Genomic DNA, 15,034 nt, shown 5'->3' on the forward strand with positions numbered 1-15,034 from the left:
GCGCGCAAGCGCGTTGCGCGCACGGTGGCCAACAAGCCGGCGCACCGGGGAGAACGCGAAGCAGCCGTCAAAACCGTCGCGCAGGGAGGGCCGGGTGTGTTCGGCCAGACCTGTGGTACCTGCCGCCTGCATTTTTTTCAGCAGGCGGGCCACGGGCGCGGCCAGCGCCCGGCCTTCCCTGCGCCCTTCATCTCGTGAGGGCGGCACGATGAGCAAAGCTCGGACGCAAAATGCGTCGCGAGATCGCGGAGCTGCATCGCCAGATGTCGGCAGACAATGTTGCCATGAAAGACACCGCGGGCGTCGTTGCGAGCGCAGCGACTTGTCCGCCGGAGCTCGGAGAGCGTAGGCGGAAGCAATCCAGGATCTCTCCGTTGAGGCACCCTGGATTGCTTCGTCGCTGCGCTCCTCGCAATGACGGCGTACGGGGCAAGCTGCCCACCCTCCCCTGGAGGGGGAGGGTCGCATCACGACGAGCGAAGCGAGACGTGAGGCGGGGTGGGGTGATCTCTCCACTTGCAGCAGAGCCTGCGGAGAGATCACCCCACCCCGCTCGCCCGCTTCGCGTGCGATCGACCCTCCCCCTCCAGGGGAGGGTGGGCCAAATCGAGTTCTAGCGCGAGAAGGATGAGGCGTCGTTCGCAGACAACCGAGGTCAGTCGAACAGGCTCGACACCGATTCTTCCGCCGCCGTCCGCCCGATCGCCTCGGCGATCAGCGGCGCGATCGCCAGCGTGCGGATGTTGGGGGCGTTGCGGACCGCTTCGGTCGGCATGATGGAGTCGGTGATGACGAGCTCCTTCAGCCGCGACGAGGTGATGCGGGACGCGGCACCGCCGGAGAGCACGCCATGCGTGATGTAGGCGTAGACGTCCTTGGCGCCGTATTTGAGCAGCGCATCCGCCGCGTTCACCAGGGTGCCGCCGGAATCGACGATGTCGTCGATCAGGATGCAGGTGTGGCCGGAGACGTCGCCGATCACGTTCATGACCTCGGACTCGCCGGGACGTTCGCGGCGCTTGTCGACGATGGCGAGCGGCGTGTTGATGCGCTTGGCCAGGCCTCGGGCGCGCGCCACGCCGCCGACGTCCGGCGAGACGACCATGAGGTTGGAGAGATCGAAGCGATCCTTGATGTCGCGCACCATCAGCGGCGAGGCAAAAAGGTTATCGGTCGGGATGTCGAAGAAGCCCTGGATCTGGCCGGCGTGCAGATCGAGCGTCATGACGCGGTCGACGCCCGCATGGGTGATCAGGTTGGCGACGAGCTTGGCCGAGATCGGCGTGCGCGAGTTCGATTTGCGATCCTGCCGCGCATAGCCGAAATAGGGCACCACGGCGGTGATGCGGCGCGCGGAGGCGCGGCGCAGCGCATCGGTGATGATCAGGAGCTCCATCAGCAGGTCGTTCGCCGGATAGGACGTCGATTGAATGATGAAGACGTCGGAGCCGCGGACGTTCTCCTGGATCTCGACGAAGATCTCCATGTCGGCGAAGCGCCGGACCACCGCTTTCGTCAGCGGCAGCCCAAGTTCAGCGGCGATGCCGGCGGCGAGAGCCGGATTGGAGTTGCCGGCGACGAGTTTGATGGAGCCGTTCTTGGCCGACATCGTGAATTCTCCTCGCGTCTCGCTGGAGACCTTGTTCAGCATATCGGGCTATCCATGGAACCGGCAGTTTTGCACGGGCGAGGTGATATCAAGGACACCGCGCGCATGGCAACCCGCCGCGGGTGTTTTTCCCGGTCAAAAACGGCGCAAAATGCGCCTCTTTGCCTAATGGTCGGTGTAGCCGAGGGCCGCGACGCTGGTGCCGCCGGACGCCGGCGACGCGGGCTCGGCCACGGCGACCGCAGGGCCGCGGGTGGCCGGTGCCGCCGGTGGCGCGCCGTCGGCGGGCGCGGTGCCGTTCAGCATGTTCGAAAGTCCGCTGAAGCCCGCCTGCGCGATTTTCCGAAGGACCATGTCGTCGACATTGTTCCACGGATCGCGGCCGCCGCGTCCGACCGGCTCTTCGCCCGACAGCCGCAGCGCGCGCTGCTGATTGCGATCGTAGACGTCGAACACCCAGGCGATCACGCCCTTGCCGCCGACGACCTGGGCGGAGAGATAGGTGCGGACACGATACGCTGCAGGGGCCTCGCGCGACACGATGGCGAGGCTGCGCAGTTTGGACTCGCTGTCGAGCACGCTGACCATGCGGTCGAAGATCTGCGGCGGCGGGCCGTCGATCTGCTCGAAGGCGATCGTGGCGCTATCCGATGCAGGCGCCATCGCATAGGCGTTGGACGGGCCACCGCTGCTGGTCGCGCAGCCGCCGAGCGTTGCAGCGGACGTCATCAGCAAAACGGCAACGCAGGCGTGCTGCGCAGCGCGGCTGATCCGTCGAAGTGGTGTCGGCGCTCCCCTCATCGTCGGGAGCGATATCGTTAAAATCGATTAACGTCTAGGTCGCGGCTGCCACAGATTGGGACAGAGTGCATTCAGTTGTACAGAAAGGGTTAAGCAATCCACATGCGGCCACAATCGCGCCCAGCTTCAGCCTTCGAGCATGATGGCATGAACGTGCCGGCCATAGTCCGGCTCGTTGCGATGGACCGAGCGGCGGTAACTGAAGAAGCGCTCGTCGACATAGGTGTCGAGGCCGAGATCGTCGATCAGCAGCAAGCCGGCGTTTTCCAGCCGCATCCGGATGAAGCCGGCGAGGTCGAACATCGCGTGGCCGTCGCGCGTCGACGGCAGGAAGAAGCGCGCGTGTTCGGCGTCGTCGTCGAGGAAGCGCGTGACGAACTCGGCGCCGACCTCGTAGCTCGGCTGGCGGATCAGGGGGCCGATCGCGGCAATGATCCGGCCGCGCTCTGCGCCGAGCTCCTCCATCGCCTGCAGCGTGGCTTCGAGCACGCCGGTGAGCGCACCTTTCCAGCCGGCATGGGCCGCGCCGATGACGCGCTCATGCGGGTCGACGAACAGGATCGGCCCGCAATCGGCGGTGGTGACGCCGATCGCGAGATTCGGCGTCGCGGTCACCAGCGCATCGGCCTTCGGCCTGACGGGGCCGTCCCAGGGCCCGGTCGCAACCACGACGTCGGGCGAATGAATCTGGTGCAGGCTGAGGAACTGGTCGGGCGCGACGCCGAGATGGGCGGCCATGCGGCGGCGGTTTTCCCGGACGTTCTCCGGCACGTCATTCGATCCGAGCCCGCCATTGAGGCCGGCATAGATGCCGTCCGAGACGCCGCCCTCGCGGGTGAAGAAGGCGTGGCGCAGGCCAGGGATCGCGGACATCACATCCGATGATACCAGCATCACGCGCCTCCCGTGTTCTCGTTGGTGTGTTCGTCGCTGATGCCCGCCAGCACCGGAATGGCCGGATCGGAGATGCCGAGCACCTTGAACAGCGACCCCATTCCGCCGCGGCCGCCGCCGGTCAGGCGCTTCAGCCCGCTCGCGATGTCCTGCGAGACTTCCGGCGACGCCTTCTGCATCAGGGTCAGCGCGCGGGTTTCGATGCCGAGCCGCTGCAGGAACTCGCCCTGCGTGACCGGGCCGTGAACGCGCGCGCCGACGGCTTCCGCGGCCCGCGCCAGCGCGTCGAAATCGACGTGGGCGGTGATGTCGGCAAGCCCCGGTGTCTTGAGGGGATCAGCGAAGCTATGACGGGCGATGGCCTGGAAGGTGTCGCCGACATCGCTGCGCACATGCCCGTAATCGATGATGACGGCCGCGCCGCGCTGCTCGCGCAGGCGCTTGGCGATCCCCATCATCTCGGTGTTCGGCCGCCACTCGAAGATGGCACCGGCCGGCGCGGCGCGCACCAGCGGCGGCAGCAGCAGCTCGAAGCCGGGCGTCGGATCGGCGGCCGCGCCGTAGACGAAGTTCTCCTCCTCGTCGAGCTCGACGACGCGCTCGTGCCAGCCGGTCTCGCGCCTGATCATCTGGTGGATCGGCAGCACGTCGAAATACTCGTTGGCGAAGATGACGCTGGGGCCCTCCGGCACCTCGTCGAAGCTCTCGTGCCAGTTGACGTTGCGCAGGCCGGTCAGCGTGGCCTTCTGCTTCTCACGCAGGACAGGATTGACCTCGACCAGGTGAACCGAGATCGTCTGGTACAGCGGCGGCAGCACGCGCAGCGCCCGCAGCGCATCCGACATCATGGTGCCGCGGCCGGGTCCCAGCTCGATCAGCCGGAATTGCTGCGGCGATCCCGTCGCCTTCCAGATCGAGGCCGCCCACAGCCCGAGCAACTCGCCGAACATCTGGCTCACTTCGGGGGCGGTGGTGAAGTCGCCCTCGCGTCCGAGCGGATCGCGCGAGATGTAGTAGCCGTGCTCCGGATGCATCAGGCACAGCTCCATGTAACGCCAGACCGGCATCGGTCCGGATGCCTTGATCAGCCGCTTGATCTCGGTGTGGAGCGGAGAGGTTTCGATCACGGATTGGCCTGCAGCGGGGGAGTGGCTTGATGTGTCCCGGGCTTGCGCAGCGCCCGCGCCACCAGGATGGCGCCGATGATCAGCATCGGCACCGACAGCACCATGCCCATGGTCAGGCCACCCCAGAGAAAGCCCAATTGCTTGTCGGGCTCGCGGAACAGCTCGCTGGTGATGCGCGCCACGCCATAGAGGGTGATGAAGCTGCCGAGGATCAGGCCGGGCCGTTTCAGCGCGCCGAACCGGATCATGATCGCCAGCACGATGAACAGCACGATGCCTTCGAGGCCGGCCTCGTAGAGCTGGCTCGGATGGCGCGGGAGGTGGGTCGGATCGCGCGGGAAGATCATCGCCCAGGGCACGCTTGCATCGGCGGCACGGCCCCACAGCTCACCATTGATGAAATTGGCGATGCGGCCGAGCAGCAGGCCGATGGGCGCGACCGCGGTGGTGACGTCGCCGAGCGAGAGGATCGGCAGGCCGTTGCGGCGGGCGAACCAGATCACGGCGAGCACGCAGCCCATGAAGCCGCCATGGAACGACATGCCGCCGTTCCACAGCTCGAAGATCTCGATCGGATGATCGATGAAGAACGGCAGGTTGTAGAACAGCACGTAGCCGGTGCGGCCGCCGAGGATGATGCCGATCGTGACCCACAGGATGAAGTCGTCGAGCTGGACCAGCGACACCGGCGCCGGGCCGCCCCACAGCCGCTCCTTCTTGAGCAGCGAGCGAGCGTAGAGCCAGCCGATCACGATGCCGCAGATATAGGCCAGCGCGTACCAGCGGATCGCGAACGGGCCGATCGCGATCGCAACCGGATCGAACACGGGGAAATCGATGAGGAGAGGCGTCATTCACTGGCTTTCGTGGACACGGCGTCCCGCTTCCGGAAGCCCCCGGGCGATGCGGGCTTCGAACGAGCCTCGCCACATGAACGGGCGCGGCGCGATGTGATCTCAGGGCTGCTCATACCAGCGCCGCGGGCCGGCGCAACAAGTACGATGACAAGGAAACCAAGGCATGACAAGACGGCCCATCTTGCGGGCGGCGACAGGGATCGCCATTCTGTCTTCCATTATCTTGCTCGTCGCGGGACGCGGAGTTTCTCACATGACCCAGACCAACAACCGGTTTTTCGACGAACTCGGCCGCCTGATGAACGATGCCGCAGGTGCCGCCCAGGGCATGAAGCGGGAGGTCGATTCCGTCATCCGCAACCAGGCGGAAAAGATCCTGAACGACCTGGACATCGTGAAGCGCGAGGAGTTCGAGGCGGTCAAGGACATGGCCCGGCTCGCCCGCGAGGAGAACGAGGCGCTGAAGACGCGGATCGCGGCGCTGGAAGCCAAGCTGGGTGGTGCGGCCGGCACGCCGCCGGGCGCCGGCAGCGCGGATGGCTGACGCCGCGGCCGGGTCGCCCTGGGACGGGAGGGGCAGGCGGCCCCTTCATTTCCTTGTCATTTCCCGGGTTTGCCGCTAGAACGCCGCCACGTCCGCGGCCCCCGCACCCCTGGAGGCTTGCCGAAGGACGTCCAGCAACGGGCCGCATTGCGGCCTTTAACTTTTTAAAACAAGGACTTAACACGATGGCGACCGTCAGAGAACTGAAGGCGACCGCCCGTCCGTCAGTCGGCAAGGGGGCCGCACGGGCAGAGCGTCGCGCCGGGAGAGTGCCCGGAGTGATTTATGGAGACAACCAGCCCCCGCTGCCGATCTCGGTGGAAGACCGCGAGCTGCGCCAGCGCATCCTCGCAGGCCGGTTTCTGACCACGATCTTCGACGTCACCCTCGACGGCAAGAAGCACCGGGTGATCCCGCGCGACTTCCACCTCGATCCGGTCAAGGACTTCCCGATCCACGTCGACTTCATGCGGCTCGGCCAGGGCGCGACCATTCGCGTCAGCGTGCCGCTGCATGTGGTGGGCTCGGAAGGCGCGCCGGGCGTCAAGCGCGGCGGCACGGTCAACATCGTGACCCACACGCTCGAGCTCGAGTGCCTCGCGGAGAACATTCCGCAGTACATCGAGGCCGATGTCAGCGCGCTCGAGATCAACCACTCGCTGCACATCTCCGATGTCAAGCTGCCGACCGGTGTGAAGACGCTCTCGCGCGACGACGCGACGCTCGTCACCATCGTGCCGCCGTCGGGCTATGGCGAGGAGCAGAAGGCGGCTGCTGGCGCCGCAGCGGCGCCCGCTGCTGCTGCTCCGGCTGCCGCTGCGAAGGCTCCCGCGGCCGCTGCCAAGGCGCCGGCTGGCGGCGACAAGAAGAAGTAAGCCGTTCCGCTTCTGGGAAGCACGGGCGGGTCCCGTGCTTCTCGAAGCGACGGCGGGGGCGGATGCCGCGTCATGCTGCTGTTTGTCGGCCTCGGCAATCCCGGCGCGAAATATGCGCGCAACCGGCACAATATCGGCTTCATGGCCGTTGACGAGATCGCGCGGCGTCACCGCTTTTCGCCGTGGCGACGCAGGTTTCAGGGCGAGACCTCGGAAGGCACGCTCGACTCCGAGCGCGTCATCCTGCTCAAGCCCACGACCTATATGAACGAATCCGGCCGCGCCGTGCAGGAAGCGGCCAGCTTCTTCAAGCTCGGCGTCGGCGACGTCACGGTGTTTCAGGATGAGCTGGAATTGTCGCCGGGCAAGCTGCGCGTGAAGGTCGGCGGCGGCATTGCCGGCCATAACGGGTTGCGCTCGATCTCGGCGCATCTCGGCAACGACTATCGCCGCGTCCGGCTCGGCATCGGTCATCCCGGCGTCAAGGAATTGGTGCACGGCCATGTGCTGTCGGACTTCGCCAAGTCCGAGATGCCCTGGGTCGAGGCGCTGTGCGAGGCGGTGGCCGACAATGCGGGTTTGTTGACGGGCCGGCGCGACTCCACCTTCGCCAACAAGGTGCATCTGGCGCTGCAGGCCAAAGGTTTTCTGGACAAGGGCGATGTCGGCGCCGCGTAAGGCGCCCCGGGCCCTCGCCTCAAGAGGATGCGAGACGGATCATGGGATTCAAATGCGGGATCGTCGGCTTGCCCAACGTCGGCAAGTCGACGCTGTTCAACGCGCTGACGGAGACGGCGGCGGCGCAGGCCGCGAACTATCCGTTCTGCACCATCGAGCCGAATGTCGGCGAGGTCGCCGTTCCCGATCCGCGGCTGGAAAAGCTCGCGGCGATCGCCAAGTCGGGCCAGATCATTCCGACGCGGCTGACCTTCGTCGACATCGCCGGACTGGTGCGCGGCGCCTCCAAGGGTGAAGGCCTCGGCAACCAGTTTCTCGCCAACATCCGTGAGGTCGACGCGATCGCGCATGTGGTGCGCTGCTTCGAGGATTCCGACATCACCCATGTCGAGGGCAAGATTGCCCCGCTCGCCGACATCGAGACCATCGAGACCGAGCTGATGCTGTCCGATCTCGACAGCCTCGAGAAGCGGGTCGACAACCTCGCCAAGAAGGCCAAGGGCGGCGACAAGGACGCCAAGGAGCAGTACGAGCTGGTCACCCGTGCTCTGGTGCTGCTGCGCGACGGCAAGCCCGCGCGGCTGCTGGAGCGCAAGCCGGAGGAGGAGCGCGCCTTCGGCATGCTCGGACTGCTCACCTCCAAGCCCGTGCTCTACGTCTGCAATGTCGAGGAAGGCTCGGCCAAGGACGGCAACAGCTTCTCAAAGGCGGTGTTTGAGCGCGCCAAGGAGGAGGGCGCGGTCGCCGTCGTGATCTCGGCCAAGATCGAGTCCGAGATTGCGACGCTGTCGCGCGAGGAGCGGGTGGATTTCCTGGAGACGCTCGGGCTCGAAGAGGCAGGTCTCGATCGGCTCATCCGCGCCGGCTATCAGCTGCTCGACCTGATCACCTACTTTACGGTCGGTCCGAAGGAAGCGCGCGCCTGGACCATTCACCGCGGCACCAAGGCGCCGGCGGCGGCTGGCGTCATTCACACCGATTTCGAGAAGGGCTTCATCCGCGCCGAAACCATCGCCTATGCCGACTATGTCGCGCTCGGCGGCGAGGCGGGCGCCCGCGAGGGTGGCAAGCTGCGCCTCGAAGGCAAGGAGTATGTCGTCGCCGACGGCGACGTCATGCACTTCCGCTTCAACAACTAAGGCCGTGCGGGGCGGCTACATCCGCCCCTGCTCGCGGATCGCGCCGAGATGCTCGTTGATGCGGAAGACGATCAGCACGAACTCGGCGATGATGCGCGAGAACACCATGCCGACGATGATGCCGGCGAGCGACGACAACAGCATCAGGAAACCGCCGAACGGGCTGATCGCCATTTCGGAGAGGCCCGTGAAAATGCCGCGAATTCCCGACAGGATGATCAGCGCAATCACGAGCCAATAGAACGTCTTGATGATGGTGGGCGTGATGAAGCGGTCCCACTGGAACAAATCGCGAAATTCCAACATCTTGATCCCCCGGCCACGTCCGAATCGGTCGTCAAATCCGTCTTTAAGTCGTGCTCGAATTGCGCGCCAGACGGCATCGGCGGCAGCCGAATTCGTTCCGGTGTATGGCGCCTTCTGGCACTCTCTTGCGACTGGACCGGGCGTCAGCCATGCGAGCGGCCCGGTTGTGATTGCTGCAAAGTGCGGCCACATTCGGGCTTCTTTCAGCCATTCCCAACCTCATGACCCTCACCTTCGAAGATTTTCCGCAAGGCCCGTTCGGCAGCTTCGGCCCGCGACACGTCACCCGCGACGAGATCATCGCCTTCGCGTCTGAGTTTGATCCGCAGCCGATGCATCTGGACGAACTGGCTGCCTCGCAGTCGATGCTCAAGGGTCTGTCCGGCTCGGGCTGGCACCTCTGCTCGCTGATGATGCGCATGATGTTCGACGGCTTCATCGGCCGCACCGCTTCGCTCGGCTCGCCGGGCGTCAACGAGGTCCGGTGGCTGTCGCCGCTGCGTCCTGACGATGAGCTGATGCTCGATGTGGAGGTTCTGGAAGCGCGGGTGTCGCGGAGCCGTCCGTCGACCGGGATCGTCACCTTCAAATGCAGCGTGCGCAACAAGGCTGGCATGAGACTTTGCGAGATGGTTTCTCCCATCATCGTCGAGCGCCGTGAGAGCCGCGGGCAGGTGGGCTGATGCGCTTTTTCGAGGATCTTCAGGTCGGCCAGCGCCGCGAGCTCGGCTCCTACACGTTCACTGCCGAAGAGATTAAGCGCTTTGCCATTCAATTCGATCCGCAGCGCTTTCATCTCGACGAGGAAGAGGGCCGCCGGTCGCTGTTTGGCGGGCTCGCGGCATCGGGATGGCACATCGGCTCGGTCTGCATGAAGCTGATCATCGCGGACAATCAGCGACTCCTGGAGATCGCGCGCATGCGTGGCGAGCCGATCGCTCTCGGAGGTCCTTCTCCCGGCTTCCGTGATCTGCGCTGGCACAAGCCGGTGCTTGCAGGAGATACGATCAGCTTCTCGAGCGAGATTGATTCGCTTCGCGAGTCGGCCTCGCGCCCGGAGTGGGGCATCCTGCAGGCGCGCAATACCGGCATCAATCAGCGCGACGAGCTGGTGTTCTCTGTGCTTGCGTCGGCCTTCGTCCCTCGACGGAACAACGGTTGAGGCGAAAAGGTCACGCTTCGTAGGATTGTCGGCGCGGAACGAACTTCGCGCTAACGCATTCTGAACTCCGACTCTATAAGACAGCCAATCAGGGATCAGGATGTGGGGGATGAGTATGGCAGATCGCGGTGGTCTGAAACTCCTCGGCTTTATCTTTGCCAGCGTGACGCTCGCGGTGATGCTCGCGACGGGAATGGTCGTGAAGGGCTACGCGGACGGATCGTATTCGCTCGAGACGTCAGCGACGATCAACGAGTGACGGTTTAACTACTCGTTAACCAGAACGGACCACGCGGTCCTGTTCGTAGAGGCGATCTAGCGGCTCCAGATGAGCACCATGATCGCCATCGCCACCACCAGCAAACCGACGAAACGGACCATGATGGTCCCGATCCGCTGAGGCTTGGGCCGCAGAGGAATCGGATCGGTGTTGTGCGGCCGGATCGTTTCCATGAGAGCGACATCCCCCTGACGCAACCTGCCCGCCACGAGAGCGGCGGAAGTTGGTCGCGGGAGGGCCGGAGCGCGTTCAAGGACGCGGCGCTGCAAAGACGAAAACCGCCGCGCGATGCCTCGCACGGCGGCCCTCTTCAAGATCCGGAAAGAATGTTCAGCTGCTGCGCAGGCCGTCGGCGGCGCGCTTCCACTGCGTGACGTTCTCGGCGATCGCCCGGGTCGACTTCATCGCCGCCTGGCTGAGCTGTGCATAGCTCGCGATCTCGCGCTGCACCCGCTGGCCCTCGGCATGCAGCAGTTCGCGCAGGCTCTCGAGCTCTCCGATCAGGTTCTCGATCTCCGACAGCGAGGTGCCGGCGACGCGCTGGATCAGCGTGGTGACGCTGTTCACTGCTGCATCGGCATCGATCGAGGCCTCGGCCGTGGCGGCCGCATTGGGGCGGCGCAGATAGGCGATATCGTTACGGACGAAATCACGAATGCCGGCCTCGACTTCGGAGACCGCGGCCAGATCCGTATCCAGCTCGGCTTCAGTTCCATCGATCTTGTCCGGACGAATGACATTCATCGGCTAATTCCTCATTTCGCGTTCAAGCGAGCGCGGTGTCCCCGCACGACGAACTTCTCAAAGCCTATCAGTGCGGCCAAATTGGGCCGCACCGCGGCGAAGCTGCGGCGAACGTTCGATCATTCGTGGCGGGCTGCCGCAATGGTGAACGTCACCAGCTCCGCTTGAAGCCGGCCGAGATGCTCTTGCTGGTGCCGCCCTGCGCGGTCTCGCTGACTGAGCCGGAGATGCTGAGACCATCCGACAGCTTCTGCTCCGCGCCGACCTTGCGCAGCCATTTGTCGTCGCTCGACGACAGGGTCTGGCCGGCGGTGACGCTGGTGCCGGTGTCGCCGATCGAGAGCTTGGCGGACTGCTCGGTGTCGAAGCTGCGGCTGGTCTTCGGCGCCGCGCCGGGAATCGGCACCATGCCCTGCTGGGTGACGTTGTAGCCGTTCTGCAGGGTCAGATTGTAGTGATCGATCGGCACCGCCTTGGTGATGGTGGTGCCGAGCCGGCTGTGATCGGATCCGGGATCGACGCGGGCCTCGATGGCGGTCTTGTCCCAGATCGAGCCGGCCCCCGGCGCGGTGACGGCCGCCCAGGCCGAGCCGCCGGATTCCGGAGCATTGCCGCCGTTCTCGGCCTTCTCCGCCAGCAATTCCGACATCGTGGTCGGCTGCCGCGCGACCGTCATGTCGGCGCCGACGCGGGCGTCCCAGAACGGCGACACCGACTGCTTGACCGACACGCCCGAGGCGAGGCTGCCCTTGTTCTGGTTCGACCAGTCGAGCGCGGCGGCCTTCTCTGCGGCGGCCTTGCGCTTCGCCGCCGCGGCCGCTTCGGGACGGTCGAGGAAGGTGGTGTCGTCGATCGCGAGCTGGCTCCAGTCGAGCTTCTCGACGTCGATGTCCTTCATCGGGTCGGCCGCTGCCTGGTCCTCGGACTTGTCCTCGTCCTCCGGCTCCGGCGCGATCTGCTGCCAGGGTGTGATCTGCAGCGGCTGCGGCGCCTGCATCAGCGTCTGGGCCGGCGCGGCGGACGCAAGAAGGCCGAAGCCGGCCGTGAAAACCGCCAGCGCGCAACCATACGATGTCATGAGAGCAACCCCCGCCGCCCGAACCTGTGTGCCGGAATATGGTGGAATCTTGGCGCAAAATTATGGCTGCGCCAGTCACGATCTGTTGGGTTGCCGGTGAGTGTGACCACAATCCAACACGCCGGCGGGCTCAGGCGAAGCTGCCGATGCGCGGCAGGTCGATGGGGCGGCCGAGCGTCTGCTCGACCAGATCGAACGTATCGATCAGGATCCGCAGCCGCGCGAGCTTGCCGGCGCGGAATTGCATGAATTGCGCGAGCCGCGCCGTGATCGGCTTGTCGGAATCCTGCGCCGTCATCGCGCAGCGGACCATGGTCGCCGCGCTGGTCTCGTCCAGCATCAAGGTCTCGCGCTCCAGCCGGCGGATGCTCACATTGTCCGCGATCTGCCTGACGGCGTCGAGCACGGCGGCGCGGCCGTGCCGCGCGCCGAGGAAGGGAAACATGTCGATCGGGCCGTAGATGGCCCAGTCGATGTCGTCATCGAGAAGCTCGGCGAAATCGTCGAAACGGCGGTCGTTGATCGCGCCATGCAATGCGCGCGACAGACGCCAGAGGCTGTGCTCCGTCATCGGCTCGGGATCCTGAACTGGCTTGCAAGGGGGCGCGCCGGCCTCAAGGCGACGTCGCAACGGACGTCGCGCCGGGGCGCCGAATCTATCTCTCTTGAGCCTCACATAAATCAACCACCTGCGCGCGCAACGGCTGTTTTTGCATTGCACAAATGCGCGCGACCGCCGGTCGCCGCGCCCTAACGCCCTTCATGCTGCATGCGCTGCTGCGCGATCGCGACCTCGTGGTCGCGGAAGGCGGCCATGCCGAACAGGGTGGCGCCGGCGAGGCCGCCGATCAGGGCGCCGAGCGGCATGAAGGTGAAGAACACCAGCATGCCCGCATAGCCTTCGAATTCGCTGGTGTTGAACAGCTCGATCCAGGCCAGTCCAAGCCCTACTCCGATCGTCGCGCCGCCGACGACGCCCATCACCAGTCCGGCCATCGCCAGGAATGCTATTCTCATGTCACCGATGCCCCGTATACCACCGCTCATGGGGTGCGGAGCCCGGGCCACAGGTTCAAGGCGACGAGGCCGCCGGTGGTGACGTTTGCGTGATCGGCTGGTCCAGGCCCTGGTCCGCCACGGCCGTGCCGGCCTCAGGGCCGGGCGGCGCCCGCGATCAGCAGCCGGCTGAGATCGCATTCCAGCACCTGCTGCACCAGGTCGTAGGTGTCCATGATCTCGCGGATGCGGGCGATGCGGCCGTCGCGCAGGGTGTAGAAGGCGGCGAGGTCGTATTGCACGATGCGGTCGTTGTCGCGCTTGCGCAGGAAGATGCGCAGATCCACGGCGACCTGGTCGCCTTCGCAGATCATGGTCTTGATCTCGTGCCGGACCTCGGCATAGCGGCTGCGCGCCGTCTCCCACATCTGCCGCACCTCGGCCTTGCCCCGGCGGCCGCCGAGATGGGGGAAGATGTCGATCGGCGCCGAGGCGAAGTGCTCCAGGTCGTCGGTGCAATGCGCCAGCACGCTGTCGAAATCGCCGGCGGCATGGGCCTCGAGCAGCTTGCGCACGCGCTGCTTGTTGATGTGCTCGATCATCCTGTCTCCACTGACGGGAATGTCCGCGTCGGCGATCTCGTTCTGGAGATGCCGGCGGACGGCCGTCAACCACCTGTGTGACCGTCGGCCGGCTCAATGCGCCGGTACGGTGAACGGAAGCTTGGCGAGTGATCGCGTCACGATCATGTCTCAGCCCACTCTCGGCTCATCTCTCAGCTCATTTCTCAGCTCTTGGGTCATCACCGCGCGCGATAAGGTTCGCGCAATGCGTCATGCCGGTTGCGAGGCGGGAACCGCCCCGCCGCGTCGCCGTTACCTCGCACCATTCTTGCGGAGCTCGATCATGACGATGTCGATCACGAAGACCATGCTGGCCGCCTCCGTCGCAGCGCTGGCGCTGCTGTCGACGCAGGCCGCCGAGGCCAAGGGGTGCATCAAGGGCGCCATCGTCGGCGGCGTGGCCGGCCACTATGCCGGTCATCACGGCGTGCTCGGCGCCGCCGCCGGCTGCCTCTATGGCCGTCACCGCGCCAAGGAGCAGGAGCGTCAGCAGCAGCAGGGCCAGGTGAACGGGCAGGGCCGGACCTAGTCGATGCCGCGCGTCGACCGTGCTCGGCGTGCCCTCATCCCAGCCGGCGGCGATGGCCTCGCGTGACGGGGCTCACGGTCCTCCTCCGGCGTGCCGGTTAGACGGGAGCGGTCTGGTCCTCGCCGAGGACCGCCGCAACCGGATGTCCGGGCCATGCTCACCGTCGCCTCTCCCAGCACCTCCGCGCCGAAGGCGCCGCTGCTCAACCTCTTCGAAGGCATGGCGCTGACCGCGCTGTTCCAGGCCATTCCAACCTATGCCGGCGCCGCGCTGATCCTCAAGCTGGCGCACAGCACGGCGCTGCGGGCCGGCATCATCGGCTTCGTCGCGAGCGCGACCATCATCCACGTGCTGATGACTTCCGCTGCGGGGCCGCGCTTTCAGCGCGTGCTCAAGCAGGCCTACGCGGCTGATTTCTACGACGCGACGCTGGGCCTCGCCGACAAGGTGCTGCGCTGGCGCACGCAGCCCGAGGCATCGCTGCAGCTCCTGGGCTCGACCGTGATGCTGGCGCTGCTGTCGGTCGCGGTGCTGGCGATGGGGTGAGGCGGCATCGCCTCCTCACGATGGATGGGCGCGGCGCAGCTTGCCTAGGACGACGGCGGAGGGGAGAACTCATTTACGATTCAAACAGCCGAAGAGAGGTCCGGGACATGACGGCGCAGTCTCGCGGCATGGGATGCCCGAGTGCTGCGATCCGCGTGGCCCTCGAGAGTGCAGAGGGCGCAGGGAATGCCGGGTGAAGGCCTCACCCATGGCCCGCCTGCGAAAAAAATGCAGGCGGCAGGTACC

The 15,034-nt window shown here is 65.8% G+C and carries 21 protein-coding genes; 9 read left to right on the forward strand and 12 right to left on the reverse strand.

Annotation, left to right across the window (positions count from 1 at the left end; translation table 11 throughout):
• Positions 1 to 655 precede the first annotated feature (655 nt).
• From ACQR0U_RS30990 to lgt, 5 genes are all read right to left on the reverse strand, one after another.
• Positions 656 to 1,609, reverse strand: a complete 954-nt coding sequence (locus tag ACQR0U_RS30990; protein ID WP_315714378.1) for a ribose-phosphate pyrophosphokinase — start codon at positions 1,607 to 1,609, stop codon at positions 656 to 658.
• Positions 1,610 to 1,774: 165 nt separating this feature from the next.
• Positions 1,775 to 2,338: a hypothetical protein gene (locus ACQR0U_RS30995; protein WP_315714075.1), complete on the reverse strand. Its 564-nt coding sequence runs from the start codon at positions 2,336 to 2,338 to the stop codon at positions 1,775 to 1,777.
• Positions 2,339 to 2,536: 198 nt separating this feature from the next.
• Positions 2,537 to 3,283 (reverse strand): peptidoglycan editing factor PgeF, encoded by a 747-nt coding sequence (gene pgeF / locus ACQR0U_RS31000; RefSeq protein WP_434842915.1) that lies wholly within the window; start codon positions 3,281 to 3,283, stop codon positions 2,537 to 2,539.
• 20 nt (positions 3,284 to 3,303) lie between these two features.
• Positions 3,304 to 4,431 carry a class I SAM-dependent methyltransferase gene (locus ACQR0U_RS31005; RefSeq protein ID WP_316194011.1) on the reverse strand — a complete coding sequence of 376 codons (1,128 nt, stop codon included), beginning with the start codon at positions 4,429 to 4,431 and terminating at the stop codon, positions 3,304 to 3,306.
• Positions 4,428 to 5,285 (reverse strand): prolipoprotein diacylglyceryl transferase, encoded by an 858-nt coding sequence (lgt, locus tag ACQR0U_RS31010; protein ID WP_316194012.1) that lies wholly within the window; start codon positions 5,283 to 5,285, stop codon positions 4,428 to 4,430. Before lgt ends, ACQR0U_RS31005 begins: the two co-directional genes overlap by 4 nt.
• Positions 5,286 to 5,541: 256 nt before the next feature.
• Here lgt and ACQR0U_RS31015 point away from each other — a divergent pair, with 256 nt between their 5' ends.
• The 4 genes from ACQR0U_RS31015 to ychF all read left to right on the forward strand — a co-directional run bounded on the left by ACQR0U_RS31015 (position 5,542) and on the right by ychF (position 8,524).
• Entirely contained in the window at positions 5,542 to 5,832 is a 291-nt protein-coding gene (locus tag ACQR0U_RS31015) for an accessory factor UbiK family protein (protein WP_316169337.1), read from the forward strand.
• A gap of 185 nt (positions 5,833 to 6,017) precedes the next feature.
• Positions 6,018 to 6,707 (forward strand): 50S ribosomal protein L25/general stress protein Ctc, encoded by a 690-nt coding sequence (locus ACQR0U_RS31020; RefSeq protein ID WP_315714080.1) that lies wholly within the window; start codon positions 6,018 to 6,020, stop codon positions 6,705 to 6,707.
• 72 nt (positions 6,708 to 6,779) lie between these two features.
• Complete coding sequence (gene pth, locus ACQR0U_RS31025) at positions 6,780 to 7,385, forward strand: aminoacyl-tRNA hydrolase (RefSeq protein ID WP_315752724.1); 606 nt, start codon at positions 6,780 to 6,782, stop codon at positions 7,383 to 7,385.
• A 41-nt stretch (positions 7,386 to 7,426) separates the two neighbouring features.
• Entirely contained in the window at positions 7,427 to 8,524 is a 1,098-nt protein-coding gene (gene ychF / locus ACQR0U_RS31030) for a redox-regulated ATPase YchF (RefSeq protein WP_315714082.1), read from the forward strand.
• 15 nt (positions 8,525 to 8,539) lie between these two features.
• Here ychF and ACQR0U_RS31035 read toward each other — a convergent pair whose 3' ends face one another.
• Complete coding sequence (locus ACQR0U_RS31035; protein ID WP_315714083.1) at positions 8,540 to 8,830, reverse strand: DUF4282 domain-containing protein; 291 nt, start codon at positions 8,828 to 8,830, stop codon at positions 8,540 to 8,542.
• Between the two features lie 221 nt (positions 8,831 to 9,051).
• Between ACQR0U_RS31035 and ACQR0U_RS31040 the strand changes: the two genes are divergently transcribed.
• The 3 genes from ACQR0U_RS31040 to ACQR0U_RS31050 all read left to right on the forward strand — a co-directional run bounded on the left by ACQR0U_RS31040 (position 9,052) and on the right by ACQR0U_RS31050 (position 10,251).
• A complete protein-coding gene (locus ACQR0U_RS31040) occupies positions 9,052 to 9,513 on the forward strand; it encodes a MaoC family dehydratase (protein ID WP_315714379.1) in 462 nt (153 codons plus the stop codon).
• Positions 9,513 to 9,992 (forward strand): MaoC family dehydratase, encoded by a 480-nt coding sequence (locus ACQR0U_RS31045; protein ID WP_316201325.1) that lies wholly within the window; start codon positions 9,513 to 9,515, stop codon positions 9,990 to 9,992. The genes ACQR0U_RS31040 and ACQR0U_RS31045 overlap by 1 nt, the downstream gene beginning before the upstream one ends.
• A 109-nt stretch (positions 9,993 to 10,101) precedes the next feature.
• Complete coding sequence (locus ACQR0U_RS31050; protein ID WP_315714401.1) at positions 10,102 to 10,251, forward strand: hypothetical protein; 150 nt, start codon at positions 10,102 to 10,104, stop codon at positions 10,249 to 10,251.
• Between the two features lie 56 nt (positions 10,252 to 10,307).
• Here ACQR0U_RS31050 and ACQR0U_RS31055 read toward each other — a convergent pair whose 3' ends face one another.
• The 6 genes from ACQR0U_RS31055 to ACQR0U_RS31080 all read right to left on the reverse strand — a co-directional run bounded on the left by ACQR0U_RS31055 (position 10,308) and on the right by ACQR0U_RS31080 (position 13,692).
• Complete coding sequence (locus ACQR0U_RS31055; RefSeq protein WP_315752726.1) at positions 10,308 to 10,445, reverse strand: hypothetical protein; 138 nt, start codon at positions 10,443 to 10,445, stop codon at positions 10,308 to 10,310.
• A gap of 157 nt (positions 10,446 to 10,602) precedes the next feature.
• A complete protein-coding gene (locus ACQR0U_RS31060) occupies positions 10,603 to 11,016 on the reverse strand; it encodes a hypothetical protein (protein WP_315714086.1) in 414 nt (137 codons plus the stop codon).
• A 151-nt stretch (positions 11,017 to 11,167) separates the two neighbouring features.
• Positions 11,168 to 12,094 carry a hypothetical protein gene (locus ACQR0U_RS31065; protein WP_315752727.1) on the reverse strand — a complete coding sequence of 309 codons (927 nt, stop codon included), beginning with the start codon at positions 12,092 to 12,094 and terminating at the stop codon, positions 11,168 to 11,170.
• A 130-nt stretch (positions 12,095 to 12,224) separates the two neighbouring features.
• Positions 12,225 to 12,665, reverse strand: a complete 441-nt coding sequence (locus tag ACQR0U_RS31070; protein WP_315714088.1) for a nuclear transport factor 2 family protein — start codon at positions 12,663 to 12,665, stop codon at positions 12,225 to 12,227.
• Between the two features lie 179 nt (positions 12,666 to 12,844).
• Positions 12,845 to 13,111, reverse strand: a complete 267-nt coding sequence (locus ACQR0U_RS31075; protein WP_315714089.1) for a hypothetical protein — start codon at positions 13,109 to 13,111, stop codon at positions 12,845 to 12,847.
• Positions 13,112 to 13,245: 134 nt separating this feature from the next.
• On the reverse strand, positions 13,246 to 13,692 hold the full coding sequence (locus ACQR0U_RS31080) for a nuclear transport factor 2 family protein (RefSeq protein ID WP_316169334.1): 447 nt from the start codon (positions 13,690 to 13,692) through the stop codon (positions 13,246 to 13,248).
• 328 nt (positions 13,693 to 14,020) lie between these two features.
• Between ACQR0U_RS31080 and ACQR0U_RS31085 the strand changes: the two genes are divergently transcribed.
• Positions 14,021 to 14,242, forward strand: a complete 222-nt coding sequence (locus ACQR0U_RS31085) for a hypothetical protein (RefSeq protein ID WP_315714380.1) — start codon at positions 14,021 to 14,023, stop codon at positions 14,240 to 14,242.
• Positions 14,243 to 14,395: 153 nt separating this feature from the next.
• Positions 14,396 to 14,788: a hypothetical protein gene (locus tag ACQR0U_RS31090; RefSeq protein WP_316203664.1), complete on the forward strand. Its 393-nt coding sequence runs from the start codon at positions 14,396 to 14,398 to the stop codon at positions 14,786 to 14,788.
• The last annotated feature ends 246 nt before the right edge of the window (positions 14,789 to 15,034 follow it).

The organism is Bradyrhizobium sp. HKCCYLRH3097, from assembly GCF_051167875.1.
Classification (GTDB): Bacteria; Pseudomonadota; Alphaproteobacteria; order Rhizobiales; family Xanthobacteraceae; genus Bradyrhizobium.

Excerpts from the sequence above, each read along its gene's own strand:
- ACQR0U_RS31015 (WP_316169337.1), top strand. The coding sequence starts at position 5,542 with ATGACCCAGACCAACAACCGGTTTTTCGACGAACTCGGCCGCCTGATG.
- ACQR0U_RS31075 (WP_315714089.1), bottom strand. The coding sequence starts at position 13,111 with ATGAGAATAGCATTCCTGGCGATGGCCGGACTGGTGATGGGCGTCGTC.
- ACQR0U_RS31070 (WP_315714088.1), bottom strand. The coding sequence starts at position 12,665 with ATGACGGAGCACAGCCTCTGGCGTCTGTCGCGCGCATTGCATGGCGCG.
- ACQR0U_RS31055 (WP_315752726.1), bottom strand. The coding sequence starts at position 10,445 with ATGGAAACGATCCGGCCGCACAACACCGATCCGATTCCTCTGCGGCCC.
- ACQR0U_RS31050 (WP_315714401.1), top strand. The coding sequence starts at position 10,102 with ATGAGTATGGCAGATCGCGGTGGTCTGAAACTCCTCGGCTTTATCTTT.
- ACQR0U_RS30995 (WP_315714075.1), bottom strand. The coding sequence starts at position 2,338 with ATGACGTCCGCTGCAACGCTCGGCGGCTGCGCGACCAGCAGCGGTGGC.
- ACQR0U_RS31020 (WP_315714080.1), top strand. The coding sequence starts at position 6,018 with ATGGCGACCGTCAGAGAACTGAAGGCGACCGCCCGTCCGTCAGTCGGC.
- ACQR0U_RS31040 (WP_315714379.1), top strand. The coding sequence starts at position 9,052 with ATGACCCTCACCTTCGAAGATTTTCCGCAAGGCCCGTTCGGCAGCTTC.
- ACQR0U_RS30990 (WP_315714378.1), bottom strand. The coding sequence starts at position 1,609 with ATGTCGGCCAAGAACGGCTCCATCAAACTCGTCGCCGGCAACTCCAAT.
- ACQR0U_RS31045 (WP_316201325.1), top strand. The coding sequence starts at position 9,513 with ATGCGCTTTTTCGAGGATCTTCAGGTCGGCCAGCGCCGCGAGCTCGGC.
- ACQR0U_RS31065 (WP_315752727.1), bottom strand. The coding sequence starts at position 12,094 with ATGACATCGTATGGTTGCGCGCTGGCGGTTTTCACGGCCGGCTTCGGC.
- ACQR0U_RS31090 (WP_316203664.1), top strand. The coding sequence starts at position 14,396 with ATGCTCACCGTCGCCTCTCCCAGCACCTCCGCGCCGAAGGCGCCGCTG.
- ACQR0U_RS31035 (WP_315714083.1), bottom strand. The coding sequence starts at position 8,830 with ATGTTGGAATTTCGCGATTTGTTCCAGTGGGACCGCTTCATCACGCCC.
- lgt (WP_316194012.1), bottom strand. The coding sequence starts at position 5,285 with ATGACGCCTCTCCTCATCGATTTCCCCGTGTTCGATCCGGTTGCGATC.
- ACQR0U_RS31080 (WP_316169334.1), bottom strand. The coding sequence starts at position 13,692 with ATGATCGAGCACATCAACAAGCAGCGCGTGCGCAAGCTGCTCGAGGCC.
- pgeF (WP_434842915.1), bottom strand. The coding sequence starts at position 3,283 with ATGTCCGCGATCCCTGGCCTGCGCCACGCCTTCTTCACCCGCGAGGGC.
- ACQR0U_RS31060 (WP_315714086.1), bottom strand. The coding sequence starts at position 11,016 with ATGAATGTCATTCGTCCGGACAAGATCGATGGAACTGAAGCCGAGCTG.
- ychF (WP_315714082.1), top strand. The coding sequence starts at position 7,427 with ATGGGATTCAAATGCGGGATCGTCGGCTTGCCCAACGTCGGCAAGTCG.
- ACQR0U_RS31085 (WP_315714380.1), top strand. The coding sequence starts at position 14,021 with ATGCTGGCCGCCTCCGTCGCAGCGCTGGCGCTGCTGTCGACGCAGGCC.
- pth (WP_315752724.1), top strand. The coding sequence starts at position 6,780 with ATGCTGCTGTTTGTCGGCCTCGGCAATCCCGGCGCGAAATATGCGCGC.